Raw genomic sequence first — 17,339 nt, forward strand, 5'->3', positions numbered from 1 at the left:
TGCAACGCCCTGCGGCACGGGTCGGCCGTCGGACGGGATGAATTACCGACACCGGCCCGTACGAAGGCCGCCCCGGCCCCGATCACCCGTCATGGATGGTTACAAGAAGCGCAGCAGATGAATATTTTTGGTGCGCACCCAACGGATCATGCTGAAATTCACATAGGTCCCGAGACTGAAATAATTGCCCGTGGGTGAAACTTGCCCAAATATTTTTTCCGTCCAGTCGTCCACGGGAAAAACCATGGCCGCTTTCGCATGGAAGGGACTCCATGGATCGAGATCTACCACCTTGATGGTGTTCTCGTTCGCCGTTTTATCCTCCAGAAGCGGCACGTGGACGGCTTGCCGGCCATTCATATTGTACCAGTAGACTTGGCTTGGTGGATCAAGGACGACAAAATCGACATTGGTATTGGCCGGTAATTCGACGCTCGTCTCGACCACATCGTCAAAGCCACCAAGAATACTGAAATCCACCTGTTGAAATTTCGCCCTGTTGGAGTCGCCAAGGAAGAATCGCCCTACCGCAACAGGTTTAAAGGGACATTTGGCGGTCGTGATGGCGGATTTCTGAAGCGGCGTGATCCAGACTTCCTGCGAAAAGGCCCTTTCATTTGGCCCGACGCCCCGCGATAGTGTCGGCACGCTCAAGGCATCGCGCAGCGCCTCGTCTCGGGTGGTTCCTTTTCCCCAGGCCAGGTGATCGAACACAGCGCCCGGCTTGATGAGGCTCTCATCGGCCGCCAGATACTGGCTATAGTAAAACAACAGCAGGATACCCATTCGCGGATTGGAGGCGCGTTCGCCGGCTATGGTTTGCCTGACCTGGTCCAGTGCCTGCGTGACCTTTTCCTTCTGGATGTAGTCGTTGACCAGGTTGAGGACGAAATTGACCCCTTCGAAGGCCAGCTGGATCCCGGCTATCGTCGCCATGCCCTTCGGGGACGGTCCCACGAATTCCGGCACGCTGTTGTCCGCTATCCCGATCGAATAGCTGCCGCCGGAGCCGCCCCCCGATCCTCCCGATGGCGGCACCGGCTTGCCGTCGGCGCCGATGGTGCGTGGATTCAGTCCGAGTAATTTCCGGCCTACCGCCACGTCCTCGACGCCGCTGCGGTCGCCAATGCTGCATTCCGGCGCCAGTCTGACACCGAGCGCGGGTGCCGCATTCTGCACCTTCCTGTCGAAGGTCCACAAACGCGCGTTGATGGCCTTGGCCTGTGCCACGACAAACACGTCGCCGGGCTTCGTGGTATCGTCCTTGCGCGAGAAATCCTTCAACTGCGGCCGATTGGGAGCAGGAGCATATTGGATGTTGTCGGCATAGACGTCGCCCCGGTCCTTGATGCTGCCTGCCGGGGCGATCGTGATCCGCGCATCCTTGAGCAGCCAATCATACTCGCCGCCTTGTTTTTGCGTTTGCGCCCGCGTCACCAACTCGTCGTAAGCAGCGCGTGAAATATAAACTGGCGTACCGGCGTTTAAGTATTTCTTCAAACTCTCAGCAGCCGGCTGATTATTTCTCGCGATCGATGTAATTACGTTCTTATCCAGCATGATGGGGTCAGCCATAGGGACTCCAATTGATTTTAACCGGAAGTTTTTGTGTTTTTTTTATTATTAATACTTCAGTACCATAACGTAATTGACTTAAATATTTACTGAGAAAAACATTATGAACAAATGCTATCGGTAATTCTCTTATCGAGCTTTATCGATTCAAGGAGAATTGGTAAGTGCTCAAAAGCACACTCCAGAAAACAGTGCTGAAAATCGGACGTCGGATTTCTGAAAAAACGACGCAGCAACAATATTTTACAATGTCACGCTCGATACAGTGAGCAAACACGATGCTGAAAAAAGATCAGTATTCTCTTTAGCAAAGCAAATCATGCCGGTCTTTTACATGAAGAAACAGCACGGCATTCTCAGGAGATGCTGTAGAGATTCTCAGCGCCTGTAACCTCTTGGAGGAAGAAGGGTTGCGTCCCTCCCCCAGGACATGCCCCTCAGTCTGTCTTTCTGTGCGCCGTCACTGGTCGCGCAGCTTGAGATAGCCCACCGCCGTGGTAACGTCGCGGGCATTGGCGATCTCCTTGAGGAAAGGCGCGATGAAATCATCCGCCTCGAAGGCATCCTGCGCATTGATGCTGATCAGCGGCCGCGACGAGGCCACCGCGAACACCAGCATGGGGAAAAAGGCTGGCCGAGCTTCGCCCTCGATCTTGGCCGGCGCCGACAGGCTGAGTCCGGCCTCGATTTCTCCCGTCTTCATGGTGATGCAGGAGGCACAGAGCCGATTGATGTTCTGGATTCCGCCCTTATGGTCCATCACGAACAGATAGATGTTACGTTCGCCCGCCCCGGTCACGGAAACAGTAAGCGGGTCGCCCGGCGTCCCCTTGTCCGCGTCGCCGCCTCGAATTTCCGCTTTGCTCAACACCATCTTCAACGGCGGCGCGCCAACAACCGACATCCGGCGCAACGCCCCGACGAAGCCGCACTGCTGGTCGGAGACCGCATCGAGTTTCACCGTCGGCGCAAAACCCGCCTTCAGCTTGAAGGCATCGGCGAAGCTCTGGTCCGTCGCCGCCGTGCCGAGCGCGGTGACGCTTGCAGAACTCGCCGTTACATCGTCCGCCGTCGCAGAAAAGCAGCTATCCGCTCCAAAACCGGCGACGAAATCCCTGAGCGCGGCCGGCGTCGGTGATGTAACCGCCGCCAATTTGGTGCCTTCCAGCGCGGCTTTCGCCTTTGCAGCCAGATCATCGGGACAATCGGCACCGCATTGATCAAGGAACCGCCTGAGTGCTGCGGCATTCTTGCCGGCAGCCGTGAGCTGGGCCGCGAGGCGATCATGCTGCACGGCCAGTTCTTTTGCGGCATCGATACGGGTCCGGGCTTGCTGGGCGAGATCGCCGGGGCAGTCCGCGCCGCACTGCTCGAGGAAGCTCTTCAGCGCCGCCACGTCCTGACCAGCGCTCGCAAGCTGGTTTGCCAGGTCCGCACGGCGCTTGGCCTGCGCCTCCTGGGTGTTGATGCTGTCTCTCGCCTGGCGGGCGAGATCGTCGGGGCAATCCGCGCCGCACTGATCGAGGAAGCTCTTCAGCGCCGCCACGTCCTGGCCGGCGCTCGCAAGCCGGTTTGCCAGGTCCGCACGGCGCTTGGCCTGCGCCTCCTGGGTGTTGATGCTCTCTCTCGCCTGGCGGGCGAGATCGTCGGGGCAATCCGCGCCGCACTGATCGAGGAAGCTCTTCAGCGCCGCCACGTCCTGGCCGGCGCTCGCAAGCCGGTTTGCCAGGTCCGCACGGCGCTTGGCCTGCGCCTCCTGGGTGCTGATGCTGTCTCTCGCCTGGCGGGCGAGATCGTCGGGGCAGTCCGCGCCGCACTGATCGAGGAAGCTCTTCAGCGCCGCCACGTCCTGGCCGGCGCTCGCAAGTTGCTTACCCAAGCGCTCACGGCGCTCAGACTCCTGTCTGGCCAGGGTTTCCTGGCTGTTGCCATCCGGCTGCTTGTTGTCGGGTTGACCGCCAATGGGCGGGGTGTTGCCAGAGAACAGCCCCCCCTCCGTGTAGATCCAGCCTCCCGCCACACCAAGGCCGATGACTGCGACGGCAGTGACGGCAAAAGCCGTGTTGCGCAGGACGTGCGAAGGCCTTGTCGAGGAAGCTTCCGACGATCTGGCCGCAACAGTCTTGGGCTTTTCGGCTTTCGGCTTCTCGGCCTTCGCCTTGGGTGTCGCCGGCCCGTCCGGCCAGTCGCGGATGGCGGCCATGTCCTCCGGCCGCCCCGCCGGATCGGGCGCCAGCATCGCCGCCAGCACGGCATGGAACTGCCTGGGAACGCCATCGAGATCGGGCACGTTGCGGCGTTTTTCGATGATGTCGAGTTGCGAGCCGGTCATGTCCAGCGCGCGGCCGCGCATCGCGGCCGCCATCACCAAAGCGAGGCTGTAAATGTCTGATTTGGGCGTGACTTCGCCGCCGAAGAGGCCGAGCTGCTCGGGCGAGACGAAATTATATTTTCCGGCAAAACTGCCGCCCAGCAACGTTTCGCCACCGACATTGGCTGAACGCGCAATGCCGAAATCGATGATCTTGGCATTCTGGACCAGGCCGCCCGGCAGGATGACATTGTCGGGCGACATGTCGCGGTGAATGACGCCGGCAAGATGCGCCCGATGCAGGCCGTCGGCCAGCCGGCGCAGCAAGGGCATGAATTCGGCGGCAGTGAGGGGTGCATTCTTCACATGGGCCGCGAGCGACGGGCCGTCCACATACTCCATCGCCAGATAGGGTCGCGACAGCGCCGGATCGATCGAAAATACGTAATAGCGGACGATCGCCTCGTGATAGAGATGGTTGAGGATCCGCGCTTCCTTGCGGAACAGGCCGAGAATGGTCTCGTCCTCGGCAAATTCCGGCAGAACGATCTTGATCGCCACCGGGTCGCCGGTCTGGATGTTGTGGCCCTTATAGACTTCTCCCATGCCGCCGACGCCGAGAAGTGCGTCGATGCGATAGGTCTGATTGAGTTCGGCGCCGATGCTCACAGCCGAACCGCGGATCGCGATCCGCGTTCGCTCATCGTTCGAGGACGGTTCCATCGGCGCCATTATCGCATCACAAGCGTTGTCGCGCCCCTGTCGACGACATTGACGACGACAACGGAGATATTGTCCTTGCCACCGCGCGCCAAGGCAAGTTCGAGAAGTTCGTGGCTCGCCTGGTTGGCGCTCAGCCCGGTGCTCACGGCGAGGATTTCCTCATCCTTGACATGCCCGGTCAGGCCATCGCTGCACAGGACGAAACGATCCCCCGACTTTATCACACCGGTGGCCTGTTCGAGCTCGAAATCATCGATGGCGCCGACGGCGCGGGTCACCACGTTGCGGCGTGGCCAGCTTACCGCCTCTTCCTGGCTGATGATGCCGCGATCCACCAGTTCCTGCACTTCGGTATGGTCATGCGAGAGCTGCTCGATACGCTCCCCACGCATCAGGTAACAGCGGGAATCGCCGGCCCACAAGCAGCAATAATTGCCATCAACGGTCAGCAGCGCCACGACCGTCGAGCCGACGATGAGCTCGGGCCGGCCCTGGGAGCGGGCCAGCAGTTCGGTGTTGACGGTGGCGATCTCGCGCCGGAACGCCTCCGCGAATTCCATCAAGGATGCGGTCTTGCCGAGGCCTCGCGCGGCATCGCCGATCATCGCGCTGGCGAGATTGCCGTCGCGGTGGCCGCCCATCCCGTCTGCCACCATCCAGATGCCACGCGCGCCATCGGTAAAGATGCAATCCTCGTTGAAGCGACGCACATGGCCCGGATGGGTCAGCGCCGCGGTTTCGAATTTCAGATGCTCGCTGGATGCCCAAGGGTCCATCAAACAGCCTCCCCTGTCATCAGGAACGAAAAGAACTGGGCGCCGGGCTTGCCCTCAGTCACCACGAGCCTGGCGGTGTGCCCGCCAGGATGCGCCCCTTGGCCGCCATGCGTCCACCAATAGCTGCGGGCGCCGTTGCGCGCATCCCCATCCGCCATGTCGAGCGAGCGGAAAGCATCGGCAATCGGCAGGTCTTCGCCAGGCCAGAGCAGCAGACCACCATCGCGCTGCGGCGGCGGCAGGCGCGATGCCAGGGGCGGGAACGGGATCTGCGCCAGCAGATGCGACGGCTCGCGCTCGAACTGGTCATCGAGCATATGGAGCAGGAACTGCTCGCACCCTTCGTGCCACTGGTCGAGCCCCCGCGAAGGCGGCGGCTCCAGATAGGCATCGGGCGGCTCGCAGGCGCATATCGTCAGCGGAAAATAACGCCCGACCCCGTCGACCGAGGCCATCAGTGCACCGGTCACCGGCGTGCCGAAGACCCGCCTGCCGCACCAGAAGCGCCAGATCGGAAAGCTCAGATAGATCTCCTGCCAGCGCTCGGCGAGCGCGTGCCGGCTGGCGGCGACGGCACTCTGGAGCCACTCCTCCCATTGGTCGAGGAAGGGCCGCGGCATGTTGTAGGACACGAAGTCGCGCTTGGAGGGCAGCTTTCCGAACATGCCGCACATTGTCATCATGAGGGCCGCTCTAGAGATCCGACGGACAGGCGAATTTGAGTTGCGACAGGATGGTGAAGGGATTGTCGAGTGTATCGAAGGTCAATTGATAAGTGACTTCCCGGCCGCCGACGACGAAACGGGCCGTCGCCTTGTTGCCGGATTGGCGCATGTCGCCCTTCTGCAGCAGGCGATAGAGCGCCCAGCCGCCGGTGAAGCGCAAGCTGGGTGATGTGCCGTCGCTTTCGGGCATGGTGATCGAGGCGGTGCCGTCGGGAGAACGGCCCGGCCATTCGAAATCACCGCGCGAGCTCACGCCGAACGGGCTGTCGAGCTTGGTGCCGTTGACCTCGAAGCTCACCGAGGCCGTCTTCTGGCTCATCGACTGCGTCACCAGTGCGAATTTCACATTGGGCGAGGTGCCGCGTCCGCTGAAGAACGCCTCCTTGATGCGCGCCGCGTTCTGGAACTGGCGCAGCGTCTCGGGCGACAGCGCCTGGCTGAACTTCGAATTCTGCTTCCAGCCCCAGGCCGCGCCGGAGGTATCCACCAGGCCCGCCAGCTTTTCGCGGAAGAAGGTATCGAAGATGCCGTTCGGCCCGAACAGGCGGCCGAACTCGCCGATCGGCACCTCCTGCTTGCTGCCGGGCGAGAAGGGATATTTGTTGCCGACGATGTTGAGGCATTCGCGCGTCACGGAACCTTTCAGCGCGCCCTTGAGGTCATCGACCTTGTCGCCGACGATTTTCTGCTCGAACTCCGCCATGGCATCGCGGAACACGACGTCGAAGGGAGCTTCCAGGCGCGACGAGCTGGTGGCGATGGAGCCGAGGAAAGTCTGCATGTTCTGCCGGGCCTGCACGGCGCGCTCGAAATCCTGCTCGTCGATCAGGCTCTGGTAGAGACCCTTCAGCTGCTCGACCAGGAGGTCGATCTGGCTCTTGTCGCCGTTCTTGCGAACGAGGTCGTGATAGCGCCGGAAATGTTCCTGGATGATAGCACCGGGCACGAAAGGCGCCTCGACATTGCCGCCACGGCCGGCGGCTTTCTTGGCGGCGTCGAGGCCGATCGCTGCCATGTCATCGAGCTTGCTGCCGGCCGCTCTGGTGACAGCCTTGGTGGCGGCCTTAACCGCCGCATCCTTGAGCTTGCCGCCGACGTCGCTATCGGCGCCCTGCCGTGCTTCCGTCAGCCTGGTTTGCGCCGAGATGGACTCAAACAAGAGCTTGATCGGCGAAGCGGCGCCGGTGGCAGCCCGCAGCGTGGCATAGCCGGGCTTGTCGGCAGCGAAGCTGTTGAGTTTCAACTTCGCCAGCGCCGCCGTCCACGCCTTGATGAATTCCTGGTCGTAGATGCGGTAGAGATCGGGGCCGAGATTGGCATATTGCTCGTCGATGGCCTGCGTGCTGCCGGATTCGCCCAGGACCCAGCGCTCATTCTGCAAAAGCGTGATGACCGACTTCATCTTGTCGAGGAACAGGGCGTAGAAGCCGTCATAAGTGAACAGCGACTGGACGCCGACGCTCTCGATGGGTGAACCGTCATTGGTGCCGAAGACGACGGCGGCATCGGGGCCGGCATTGCCCGCCACGGTCCAGTCCCTGACGCTCTGGTCGTGGGCGGTCGACTTGATGATGGCAAAGGCGCGTTCGGCCAGCGACAGCCGCGTCAAGGCCACCTGGCTCGCCTTGACGAGATCGCCATTGAGGGCGATCGGGCGCGGCGTGCCCTCGATACCGAGCATGGCGTCGAGATGCCGGTCCAGGCTGTCGCGTGTCGCCTTGTTGGGCTCGCCCGGATAGAGGCTTTCCCAATCTCCCCGCATCCAGCCCTCGATCAGCGCGGTGTCCACCGGAATGACGGGATCGCCGCCCAGCATCATATAGACCTTGAGCGGCTCGTAGAGCTGCTCCGGCTGATCCTGCAGGTCGGCGAGCCGTTTTTCGAGATGGAAGAGGATGCGGGGCCGCAACAGCCGGTCCAGTCCATCACGATAGGCGGCCACGCTTGCCGTGCCGATGCGCTTGTGCTGGCCCAGCCCCAGTGTGTCCTTGATCTGCGGTTCGCTGTCGAGCCGGTCATAGCCCCAGGGAAAGTCGCGCAGCTTGTCGAGCGGCCCGACGATCTTGAGGAAATCGGCATCGTTGACCGGATCCTCCTTGAGCAGGCCCGCCGTGTCGTTGGCATAGGCGGCGGTGGCGGCATCGGTGCGGTCGATCAGTGTCTTGTTACCGTAATAGCTGGTCAACCAGCCGCCAAGCGCAGCCAGCGTCACACCGGCGACGAGCACATAGCCCGAGGTCTGCAAGAGGATCTTGCGACGCACTGCGGCGGCATTGGTGGAGACCCAGCCCGCCTCGCCGAACACGACCTTGGTGAGCAGGTGCTCCAGAAAGAAGCTCTTGGCTTTTCCTGAATAAGCAAGGCTGGCGCCCGCCTGCAGACCGAGATCGCGCGACAGCGAACCCAGCAACTGATCGATCGGCGTGCCTTCCTGGGTGCCGGAGGTGAAGTAGAAGCCGCGCAAGGCGGCGCTGGTCTGATAGCGCGTCGGCTCGAAGATCTGGTTGAGGAAGCGGGTTATGGTGGGCTTCAGCGCCGCAAGCTGGGACGGCAGGCCGGTGAGCCTCACGCGCGAAATCGGATCAGGCTCCTCCTGCAGGCGATCGGACAATTCGGCGCTCAGCCGCGAGACCAGAAGGTCGATCTCCGGTCCGACGTCGCTGACCCGGTTTTCCTTCTTGTTCCTGGTCTGGAAGGTCGCCCCCCAGACCGCCTTGCGCTCCTCCGGGTCGAGATTGCCGAAATACTCCATGAAGCCGGCAATGAGGTCGGCCTTGGTGAAGATGACATAGACCGGGAAATCGACCTGCAGGCGATTGTTGAGCTCGGCCAGGCGCTTGCGGATGGCGACGGCGTGAGCGCCGAGTTCGGCCTCCTTCATCGACAGCAGGTCGCCGATCGAGATGGCCACCAGCACGCCATTGATGGGCTGGCGCTCACGGTGGCGCTTGAGGAGGTCGAGGAAGGAAAGCCAGCTCTTGCGGTCGGATTCGGTGTCGGAATCCTGCGTGGTATAGCGGCCGGCGGTGTCGATGAAGACGGCGTCCTCGGTGAACCACCAATCGCAGTAACGCGTGCCGCCGCTGCCCGCGATCGGGCCGGTATGGGCAGCCAGCGGGAATTTCAGGCCGCAATTCATCAGGGCCGTGGTCTTGCCGGCACCGGGCGGCCCGACGATGAGATACCAAGGCAGTTCGTAGAGGAAGTCGCCCTTGGTGCGGCGCGAGCCTTTGAGCGTGAGCAGGGCGTCGCGCATCTTCTCGGCCAGCACGGAGGCATCCGAGCCGTCATCCTCGGGCTCCTGCACCGCGATGTTCTCGGCGAGCGCCCTGGCCGATTGCCCATGCTTGTAGATGCGATAGGCCAGCCAGCAGAAATAGATCGCCAGCAGCAGGCCGATCAGCGCCAGCCGCAGCCAGGGACTGTCGAAGGGCTCGATGCCGGCGACGGTGACAAGCGGCAGCACCAGCCAGATCACTGCGCACAGCGCCACCACGGCCAAAAAGCTGACGATGAAGATGATCCAGCGCTTCATCACATATCCTCGCGCGGGATGAACACTTCGACGCGCCGGTTCTTGGCCCGGCCCTCGGCCGTGTTGCTGAGATCGATCGGCGCTGTATCAGCTTGCCCCGACGTCGTCAGGCGCTTGGGATCGGCAATGCCGCCGACCAGGATCTTCTCGACCGCCTGCGCCCGCTGCTCGGAAAGCTGCTGGTTGTCCTTGTAGCGCAGGGTGGCGCGCACCGGCGTGTTATCCGTATGCCCGACGATGCGGATCTGGCCGGGCTCCTTGTCGAGCGCCGCTGCGATATGGCCAATGACGGGCACGGCATCCGGGCGCAGGGTGGTGCTGCCCTTGTCGAACAGGGAATCGTTGAGGAGGCGCACCACGATGTCCTTGCCGGAATAGTCGGCCGAAGCCTTCTTGGCGGCGATGTCGTCCTTCAGGCGCTCGCGGATGCGCTCGAGCTGGGTGGTGACCTTGATCGGCGGGGGTGGCGGCGGAGGCGCCGGCACGGTGCGATAGATATGGATGTCGCCATTCGGATGCAGCGCCAGCAGGCCGGCGCTCGCCGTATCGGACATGCCACCGAGCAGCCAGCGGAACACCAGGAAGCTGAGGAGGAGCAGGCCGGCGGCGACGGAGGTGATCGCCCACAAAGGCACGGTCCGGCGCACATAGGCCGCAGCGATGTCCTGCCCGCGCCAATGCGGCGAGATATGATCCGTCACCCGCGCCTCCCGTGCGCGCAGGGTTTCGTAGAGATCGCGGCGGATCTGCTGATGCGGGACGTCGCCGCCGGCCACCCGGTATTTGCCTTCGAAGCCGAGCGACATGCAGGCATGCATCAGGCCGAGCAGATTGTGGTTGATCTGCGGGTGCTGCCGCAGCTTGGCCAACTCGTCGAAAAAGCCGACACCGCTGTCGCGCACCTGGAAATAGCGGCTCAGCATGCTGTATTGCGTCCACAGATTGCGGTCCGAGCTCGGCAGGTTCTGCACGATGTCGTCGGCGGTGGCGCAGACAGCATATTTGGCGGTGCGCACCTGGGGTTCGGGAATGCCACGCGCATTGAGTTCGGCCTCGAAGGTCTCGATGCCCTGCGCCACCGTGCTCATCATCGGCGCAACCTGGGGAACCTGCCTGGCGATCCGGATATTGGCCAGCACCAGCAGCAGGGGCATCGCCGCTTCGAGGATGGGATTGGGCCCGCCGGTCTTGTCGCTGACGCCGAGCGCTTCGAGATCCACCGTGGCGGGCCCGATCGGCAGGGGAGGCTGGGCGCGCGGCGTCTCGGCCAGGGATTGATAGGGGTGGCCCTGAGGAGGCTGCGGCGCTGCAGCACCTGCCGCCACGCGGGGGCCGCCCCAGATGTCCTGGGCAGGCGCGGGGGTTGCGCCGGGATAAGGCACACCCTGGCCGTCACGCCGGCCGCCCGGATTGGGCTTGATCACCGTCTTTTCGGAGTCGGGGTTAGACCCGAACGGGCCCTTGCCGTTCGTCATGTGCCCACATCCTATTTCACGTCTTCCTTGACGACCCACAGATTGAGCTCAAGCCCGGGCCAGTCGCCGGAAAAATGCATGCCGATACCGCTCGCGGTACTGAATTCGGGCCAGAGCGGCGACATGCGGTCGAGCGCGAAATAGACGTGGCTGGTGATCGCCCGGATCTGCGCCGGTGGCGTCGGCAGATGAATCAGCCCGATGCCGGGAAGGTGGGCATGCACGATCTCGTTCATCCGCGTATTGGGGCCGACCTTAAACAGAGCCGGGAACTGCGTCTGCAACTCGGTGAGCGAACGCTGCGCCGCCACTTCGAGCACGAAGGTCGACGCCCGGAACAGATTGCGGTCGGTCACGGTCGCCAGGAAGGCGTTGGTGGCCTTCTCCACGATCTCCAGCCGGATGGCGCGGCTGATGTCGACGCTGAGGAAGCGCTGAATGTCGGCCAGCACCGGGGCGAAGGTGGTGCCGGGATTGTCATGGTCATAGGCCGGATAGTCGTTGGCGCGCCGCTCCCGCGTGGAATAGGTCGCCAGCTCCCCGGCCAGACGCAGCAACTCCACATAGAGCCGCTCAGGATGGGTGTATTTCGAACGGCGCATGTGCCGAAGCGCCGGAATTTCGCGGTTGAGCATCTGCAGCACAAAATAGTCGACGCTCTGCATGCCGCCGCTGGAGCGCGGGTCCGAGGCGAAGCGCGCCAGTTCATCGAGCTTGGTCTCCACCCAGCCGATCACACGGTCGAGCCAGCCGGTAACGGCAGCATGGGCGGCGACCACCAGCACGGGCGGGGCAAAGCGCTCGTCGAAGACGATGGTCTTGTCGTTGACCTCGATAATCCGGGCACAAAGCATGCAGACGAAGCCCGGCTTCGGCGTCCGGCGGATCTCGTAGCTGAAGCGCGGCACCGCAACGTCGATCTCTTCCTCGATCTGCAGGGCGGAGGATGCATCGATCAGCGTCTCCGATTGCACCACATAGCGGCTGCCGCTTTCGCTCTCCGGCTCGTCGATCTCGCGGCTGTTGGGCTGGGCCATGGGCATGCACAGCCAGACGAACAGCCCGGCGGCATTTTCGGGCACCATTGCGGGCGGCGGCGGCGGGCAATCGCCGGGGAAGCGAAACGGCGTGCCGTCCGACAGGATACCCGCGGCGCGGCGCAGGCCGAACTTGCTTTGCTGCGCCAGGTCGCGATCGATCTCGATCTCGTTGAAGCCCCAGGGATAGGGCGTGATCTGGCTGGTACGGCCCTCGAGCAGATGTTCGAGATAGCGATCGCCCTGCTGCAAATGATGTGGCCGGAGGAACAGACCTTCCGACCAAGCGACTTTGCTATACCAGGACATCGATCAGCCGCCCGAAGGATTTGGTTGTGTGATTGTCAGGCTCGGCAATGCTGTCGCAAGGCCTCGCCAAAAAACGTTCGGCCGTTGCGCGAGCAAATTCTCTCGGCTTCTTGCGAACTGTGCCATATGACCTGAGGAAGTCAAGCGATCCACCGGCTTACATCGACCCTACCACTGTAGCTTAGAACAAGCGCCCGGCTCTCGCCTCCCCCATTGTGAGGTAGACAGAAAGTGGTGCGGCAGATACGAAATTTGTATTCGCGTGCTACAATCGTTCAGTGCTCTCGAAGCTGTTCCCTCAATGTCTGCGGATGCGAAGGCTGTGGCGTTTTGCGATGTATTGGACATGCCAAGCATCGCAAAGACGCGTCGAAACAAGAAATCAGAGAAAAAGGGCGTTTTGGCCAGAACGCGCCTTGCCTTAGGCTTTGCCATGGTGCCGTTCGGCTTGGTTTGGGGCCATGTCGATCGTGCCGAAGCAGCCTTTCGAGTGTGCAACCAGTCGGTCACTCTATACAATGTCGCCATCGGCGCCGAAATCGACAAGAAATTCGCCACCGAAGGCTGGTGGACATTGCCGGGCAATACTTGTGTCACGCCGATCAAGGAAGATCTGGCCGATCTCAAGCTGAGATATGTCTATATCTACGCGACGACCGCGACAGGCGACAGCGCATTCGAGGGAAACTGGGACATGTGCGTCGACACCAAACGCTTCAAGATCGAAAAGGTGCAGGACCAGCCCTGGGACTGCTGGGTGCGCGGTTTCGTCCAGGCCAAGTTCAAGGAGGTCGATACCGGCGATACCGGCTCGTGGACGGTCTTCATCCGCCCTGACGACAAACCCTGACCTGGCACGCCCCCGCCATGGACGACAAGACAGTCATAGCCGGGCAAAAATCCTCCGATCCCGCGGACCCGTCCCGGCCGACCGCGACTGAGCCGCAGACCGGACCGGCCGGGGAAGACACCAATGCCACCATCATCGTGCCGGCCAAGCCTCCCGCGCGGAGCGCGAAGAAGGCTGCCAAGCCAGTAGCCGACAAAGCCGGCCCTGCCGGGAGCGCGCCAAAGGGCGCGGATACCGCCAGGCCTGGGCCATCGGGCGCCCGCCCCGCGGGTGCGCTGGTCTATCTCACCATGGCCGCGGCCCTCCTTTTTCTCGGCCTTGGCTCGGCCGTGACCACCATCTATCTGCTTGCTCCCGATCGGACCCGCCAGCAGGTCACGGTGACGGACAGCGACCTTCAGGCCAGCCTGGTTCCGGTGCAGGGCGAGGACAATGAAGCCGAAGACGAAGCCCTGATCCGGGCGGCGATCAAGCCCCGCATCATCGATCTCAGCGGCGACCCGGTGATCGTGCCGCAGCTCGCCGACGCTCCGCGCCAGTTGATCAAGCTGGCGAGCGATACGCAGCGCAAGGCGGCGGGCAGCCTTGGCATCAAGAACGAGGTGTTCCGCCTGAAGGACGTGCTGGACCTGCCCACGCCGCAATCGCAGGTCGCGGTGCTGGGTTCGCAGGAGGATATCGCCATCGCCCAGGAGGCGCCCGCTGCCGGTGGCACGACAGACGGCGAAGGCGGTGCCGATGCCAGCACCGGTTCCTCCTCGATCGCGGCTTCGAGCACGAGCACGGGCGACCGCGTCGCGGATTTTGCTCAAAAGGCCAAGGCTCGGATCCGCCTCGCCGACGCGCTCAACAATCTCGGCCTGGATACCCAGCAGGCCGGTGCGGCCGGCGATGCCTTCAATGCCTTCTACAACCGCCCGATGCTCGAGGCCGATGATCGCTATGTGGTGCGCGCGGTCGCCTTGAACGGCGATCCCAACCACATGCAGCCGGTGCAGGTGTCGGTCTATGCCAAGACCGAGCTCGTCGGCTCCATCGCCCTCAACGATGTCGGCACCTATGTGCGTTCCGAAGATCCCTGGTATCGGCGTGATCCCTTCGCGGCGCCGCTGGCGCCGGTGCAGGTCGATCCGGAGAACCAGCCGCGCCTGCTCGATGCAATCTATGTCACGGCGCTGCGCAACCGGCTGCCGGCCCCGGTGATCGGCGAGGCGATCATGCTGCTGTCGCGGGCCCAGGACCTGGAGCAGAAAGTGCAGCCGGGCGACACGATTTCGCTGATCTACTCGCCGGCCCCGCGCGATTCGAAGCAGGGTCTTGGCCGCATCGTCTTCGTCAGCATCGGGCGCACCACCGGCAATCTCGATTGCTATGTGATGCAGCCCCAGGCCGGCGCCCCCTTCGAATGCGTGTCGTCGGCGGGCCAGGGCAGCCTGCCCGATGGCGGCGGCATGGTCACGCCCGTCAACGGCGTGATCGTCGCCAGGTTCGGCCCGCAGGGCTCGGACACTTCGGCCGCGTCCATGAATTACGGCATCGACTGGACGGCCCCGGTGGGTTCGCCCGTGGTTGCCGCCTATCCGGGCAAGGTCACCGCCATCGGCGAGGAAAGCAATTTCGGCACGGTGGTGCGGCTCTCCCATGACGACGGCAAGACCTCGATGTATGGCTATCTCGCGCGGGCGGCGACCGGGCTTGCCGTCGGCAGCAGCGTCCAGGCCGGCGAGGCCATCGGCTATGTCGGCACGCCGGCCTCCAGCCGCGAACCGCGCCTGCATTTCGAGGTTCGCAACAATGGCGTGCCGGTCGATCCGGTCGCCGACAGCCAGGTGAGCGCCACCACCGCCAGTGCTAGCGCCGCCACTGCCACCAGCACCGCCGGTGGCGCCAACGGTGCCGTCGACCAGTTCGTCGGCCGTATCATCACCATTGAAAGCGGCAACAAGTGCAATGCCGCCAATCCGCTCTCCACCGCTGTCGGGCTCGGCCAATTCATCGAATCGACCTGGATGACCACCATCCGCCTGCATCGACCCGATCTTCTGGTCGGCCGCAGCCGCCAGGAAGTGCTGGCGATGCGCACCAATTGCGACCTCGCGCGGGCGATGACGACGGCTCACACCCGCGACAATGCCGCGGTGATCCGGCAGGCCGGCCATGCCGTCACGCCCGGCAATCTCTATCTGGCGCATTTCCTCGGATCGGGCGGAGCGGTGAAGGCACTCCGAGGCCCGCAGAACAGCCTGATCTCCGACGTGTTCGGCGCCGCCCATGTGCGGGCCAACCCCTTCGAGCAGGGCAAGACGCTGAGCTTCCTGATCGCTTGGGCCGCCAAGAAGATGGGTGCGGCGATCTCGGGCACTTCGACGCCCTCGCAGGATACGGGCACCACGACGGTCAGTAACGAGCCTTTGGCGAAATTCGCCAGCGATCCCGCCTTCGCCGCGCTCAAGACATCCGTGCTGGCGCTGCTGCAATGATGCGAGGTGCCGACTCGCCCCAGGCTCGCAGCTCTCGCCATCAGCCTGCGGGAGCGCTTCCAGAAGCAGGCGAGACGCCTGCGACCCCTGGAACGTCGATCCCGATGCTGGCCTGCCTCACGAATGCCGGTTGCGGTTCGAGGCGCTCAGCTTGTCGTATTGCTCGGCATAGAGCTCCAGGAAGGCGCCAAGCATGCCATGTTCGCGGCGGCCGACCCTGGCCGCCCAGCGCTCGGCATAGAGTTCCCAATAGTTGCCCTTGCCAGAAAATAGGGATTTCTTGGCATCTGCTGCGGTCTTGATGGCCTCAGGGGACAATTCGTCGAAGAGTTCGGTCAGGGCCGCCTGCATCGAGGCCAGGAACGCGACCTGATGCATCTTGAGGTCGCCGAAGGCGTTCTCCAGTGCGGCCTTGCCGTCGAGATAGCCCCGCGTCCGCGGCCCGAGCATGACCCGCAGGGCCTCCTCCGGGGTGGGCATGAACTTCAGCGGGTTGTTGTCCTCGGCGCTGATCATCGTGCGGTTGCCGGCGCGCGACAGCGCCTTGGCCTCGGCCCGTGCCCGCAGCAAGGCCATCACATGCAGGCAGGCGATATTGAGGAGCCGCCCGGCATCCTCTGCCAGATCGCCGGCATCGACCCCGCCGAAGATGTTCTCGGGAATGCCCGCACCGGCCGCAAAGCGGCGAATGAATTCGGCCGCACCGACATTGCCCGAAGATGGCGCCGGAACGTTCCGCTCTGCAACAGGCTTCGGGGCCTCCACGGCATCCCTGGGCTTGACCACAACCGGCGCCGCCTCTTCCGTAGCCGGTTCGGCCTTGGCGGGCTCGACCGGGCCGGGATCCTCGCTTTCCCACAACGCGGCGGCCGGCGCCGGCGTCGGAATGGCCGGCATCGGAAGGGAAGGTCTGGGCTTGCGGATCGGCTCCGACTCCTCGAGGGGCGGCGGCACATAGGCGGCCTGGTGCAGGAAATCCGGCCCACGATCAGCCTCGCTCAGCGGCGGCAATAATTGGCTCGCATCGATGGGCGGTGGTGCCTCGTGCGGGCTGTCCCAGATATCCGCGCTTGCCAGGGACGGGCCCGGGCTCGAACTCGGAGGTGGCGGAGCCGGCTGCACCGGTGCCTGTGGCAGCTTGATCGATACCGCCAGCACATAGTCGCCCACAGCCAGCCTGTCGCCATCAGCGAGACGGTAGGGGCTTTGCAGGCGCTTGCTGGCGCCGTTGAGAAAGGTACCGTTGGTCGAGGTATCGGTCAGCCAATAGGCGCCGTCGTAGAAGCGCACTTCGCAATGCTTGCCGGAGATCACCCGGTTGCGATCGGGCAAGGTCCAGTCGAGATGCTGGTCGCGCCCGAAATCGAAACCGCGCTTGTCGATCGCAAACTCCAACGGCCCGCCATCGGGCAGGCGATCAAAGTTCTCGATCCTGAGTGTCAGCATGGCGGTTGCAAAGTCCTGTCACGTCATGAGGCAAACGATAAATAGAGCGTTTTGTGGAAGAATTGATAGGCCCTTCGATCAAGAAAACGCGCCAAAT

Annotated in this window: 10 protein-coding genes; 2 read left to right on the forward strand and 8 right to left on the reverse strand. The window is 63.2% G+C overall.

The features are described 5' to 3' along the window. Nucleotides 1-99: 99 nt before the first annotated feature. From ACTJKX_RS22230 to tssK, 7 genes are all read right to left on the reverse strand, one after another. Nucleotides 100-1,575 (reverse strand): PIN domain-containing protein, encoded by a 1,476-nt coding sequence (locus ACTJKX_RS22230; protein WP_440726542.1) that lies wholly within the window; start codon nt 1,573-1,575, stop codon nt 100-102. Nucleotides 1,576-2,035: 460 nt separating this feature from the next. Beyond that, entirely contained in the window at nt 2,036-4,618 is a 2,583-nt protein-coding gene (locus ACTJKX_RS22235; protein ID WP_440726543.1) for a protein kinase domain-containing protein, read from the reverse strand. Continuing rightward, nucleotides 4,618-5,385, reverse strand: a complete 768-nt coding sequence (locus ACTJKX_RS22240) for a PP2C family protein-serine/threonine phosphatase (RefSeq protein ID WP_440726544.1) — start codon at nt 5,383-5,385, stop codon at nt 4,618-4,620. The genes ACTJKX_RS22235 and ACTJKX_RS22240 overlap by 1 nt, the downstream gene beginning before the upstream one ends. Further along, on the reverse strand, nt 5,385-6,068 hold the full coding sequence (gene tagF, locus ACTJKX_RS22245; RefSeq protein ID WP_440726545.1) for a type VI secretion system-associated protein TagF: 684 nt from the start codon (nt 6,066-6,068) through the stop codon (nt 5,385-5,387). The genes ACTJKX_RS22240 and tagF overlap by 1 nt, the downstream gene beginning before the upstream one ends. Nucleotides 6,069-6,078: 10 nt before the next feature. After that, on the reverse strand, nt 6,079-9,645 hold the full coding sequence (gene tssM / locus ACTJKX_RS22250; protein WP_440726546.1) for a type VI secretion system membrane subunit TssM: 3,567 nt from the start codon (nt 9,643-9,645) through the stop codon (nt 6,079-6,081). Beyond that, the gene (gene icmH, locus ACTJKX_RS22255; RefSeq protein ID WP_394312830.1) at nt 9,645-11,120 is read right to left on the reverse strand and encodes a type IVB secretion system protein IcmH/DotU; all 1,476 of its coding nucleotides are present in this window, start codon (nt 11,118-11,120) and stop codon (nt 9,645-9,647) included. The genes tssM and icmH overlap by 1 nt, the downstream gene beginning before the upstream one ends. Nucleotides 11,121-11,131: 11 nt before the next feature. Beyond that, entirely contained in the window at nt 11,132-12,466 is a 1,335-nt protein-coding gene (gene tssK / locus ACTJKX_RS22260) for a type VI secretion system baseplate subunit TssK (protein ID WP_367624583.1), read from the reverse strand. A 301-nt stretch (nt 12,467-12,767) separates the two neighbouring features. On the opposite strand from tssK, the gene ACTJKX_RS22265 reads away from it, so the two are divergent. Then, nucleotides 12,768-13,316, forward strand: coding sequence for a DUF1036 domain-containing protein (locus ACTJKX_RS22265; RefSeq protein WP_311943577.1), 549 nt, complete (start codon nt 12,768-12,770; stop codon nt 13,314-13,316). A gap of 17 nt (nt 13,317-13,333) precedes the next feature. Beyond that, on the forward strand, nt 13,334-15,796 hold the full coding sequence (locus tag ACTJKX_RS22270; protein ID WP_311943579.1) for a M23 family metallopeptidase: 2,463 nt from the start codon (nt 13,334-13,336) through the stop codon (nt 15,794-15,796). A gap of 117 nt (nt 15,797-15,913) precedes the next feature. Here ACTJKX_RS22270 and tagH read toward each other — a convergent pair whose 3' ends face one another. After that, nucleotides 15,914-17,242: a type VI secretion system-associated FHA domain protein TagH gene (tagH, locus tag ACTJKX_RS22275; protein ID WP_440726547.1), complete on the reverse strand. Its 1,329-nt coding sequence runs from the start codon at nt 17,240-17,242 to the stop codon at nt 15,914-15,916. Nucleotides 17,243-17,339 lie beyond the last annotated feature (97 nt).

This window comes from Labrys sp. 22185, assembly GCF_052045555.1.
Classification (GTDB): domain Bacteria; phylum Pseudomonadota; class Alphaproteobacteria; order Rhizobiales; family Labraceae; genus Labrys; species Labrys neptuniae.

Bases quoted from the DNA above. Each gene is read 5' to 3' on its own strand.
- ACTJKX_RS22230 (WP_440726542.1), bottom strand. From the start codon at position 1,575: ATGGCTGACCCCATCATGCTGGATAAGAACGTAATTACATCGATCGCG.
- ACTJKX_RS22235 (WP_440726543.1), bottom strand. From the start codon at position 4,618: ATGGCGCCGATGGAACCGTCCTCGAACGATGAGCGAACGCGGATCGCG.
- ACTJKX_RS22240 (WP_440726544.1), bottom strand. From the start codon at position 5,385: ATGGACCCTTGGGCATCCAGCGAGCATCTGAAATTCGAAACCGCGGCG.
- tagF (WP_440726545.1), bottom strand. From the start codon at position 6,068: ATGATGACAATGTGCGGCATGTTCGGAAAGCTGCCCTCCAAGCGCGAC.
- tssM (WP_440726546.1), bottom strand. From the start codon at position 9,645: ATGAAGCGCTGGATCATCTTCATCGTCAGCTTTTTGGCCGTGGTGGCG.
- icmH (WP_394312830.1), bottom strand. From the start codon at position 11,120: ATGACGAACGGCAAGGGCCCGTTCGGGTCTAACCCCGACTCCGAAAAG.
- tssK (WP_367624583.1), bottom strand. From the start codon at position 12,466: ATGTCCTGGTATAGCAAAGTCGCTTGGTCGGAAGGTCTGTTCCTCCGG.
- ACTJKX_RS22265 (WP_311943577.1), top strand. From the start codon at position 12,768: ATGTCTGCGGATGCGAAGGCTGTGGCGTTTTGCGATGTATTGGACATG.
- ACTJKX_RS22270 (WP_311943579.1), top strand. From the start codon at position 13,334: ATGGACGACAAGACAGTCATAGCCGGGCAAAAATCCTCCGATCCCGCG.
- tagH (WP_440726547.1), bottom strand. From the start codon at position 17,242: ATGCTGACACTCAGGATCGAGAACTTTGATCGCCTGCCCGATGGCGGG.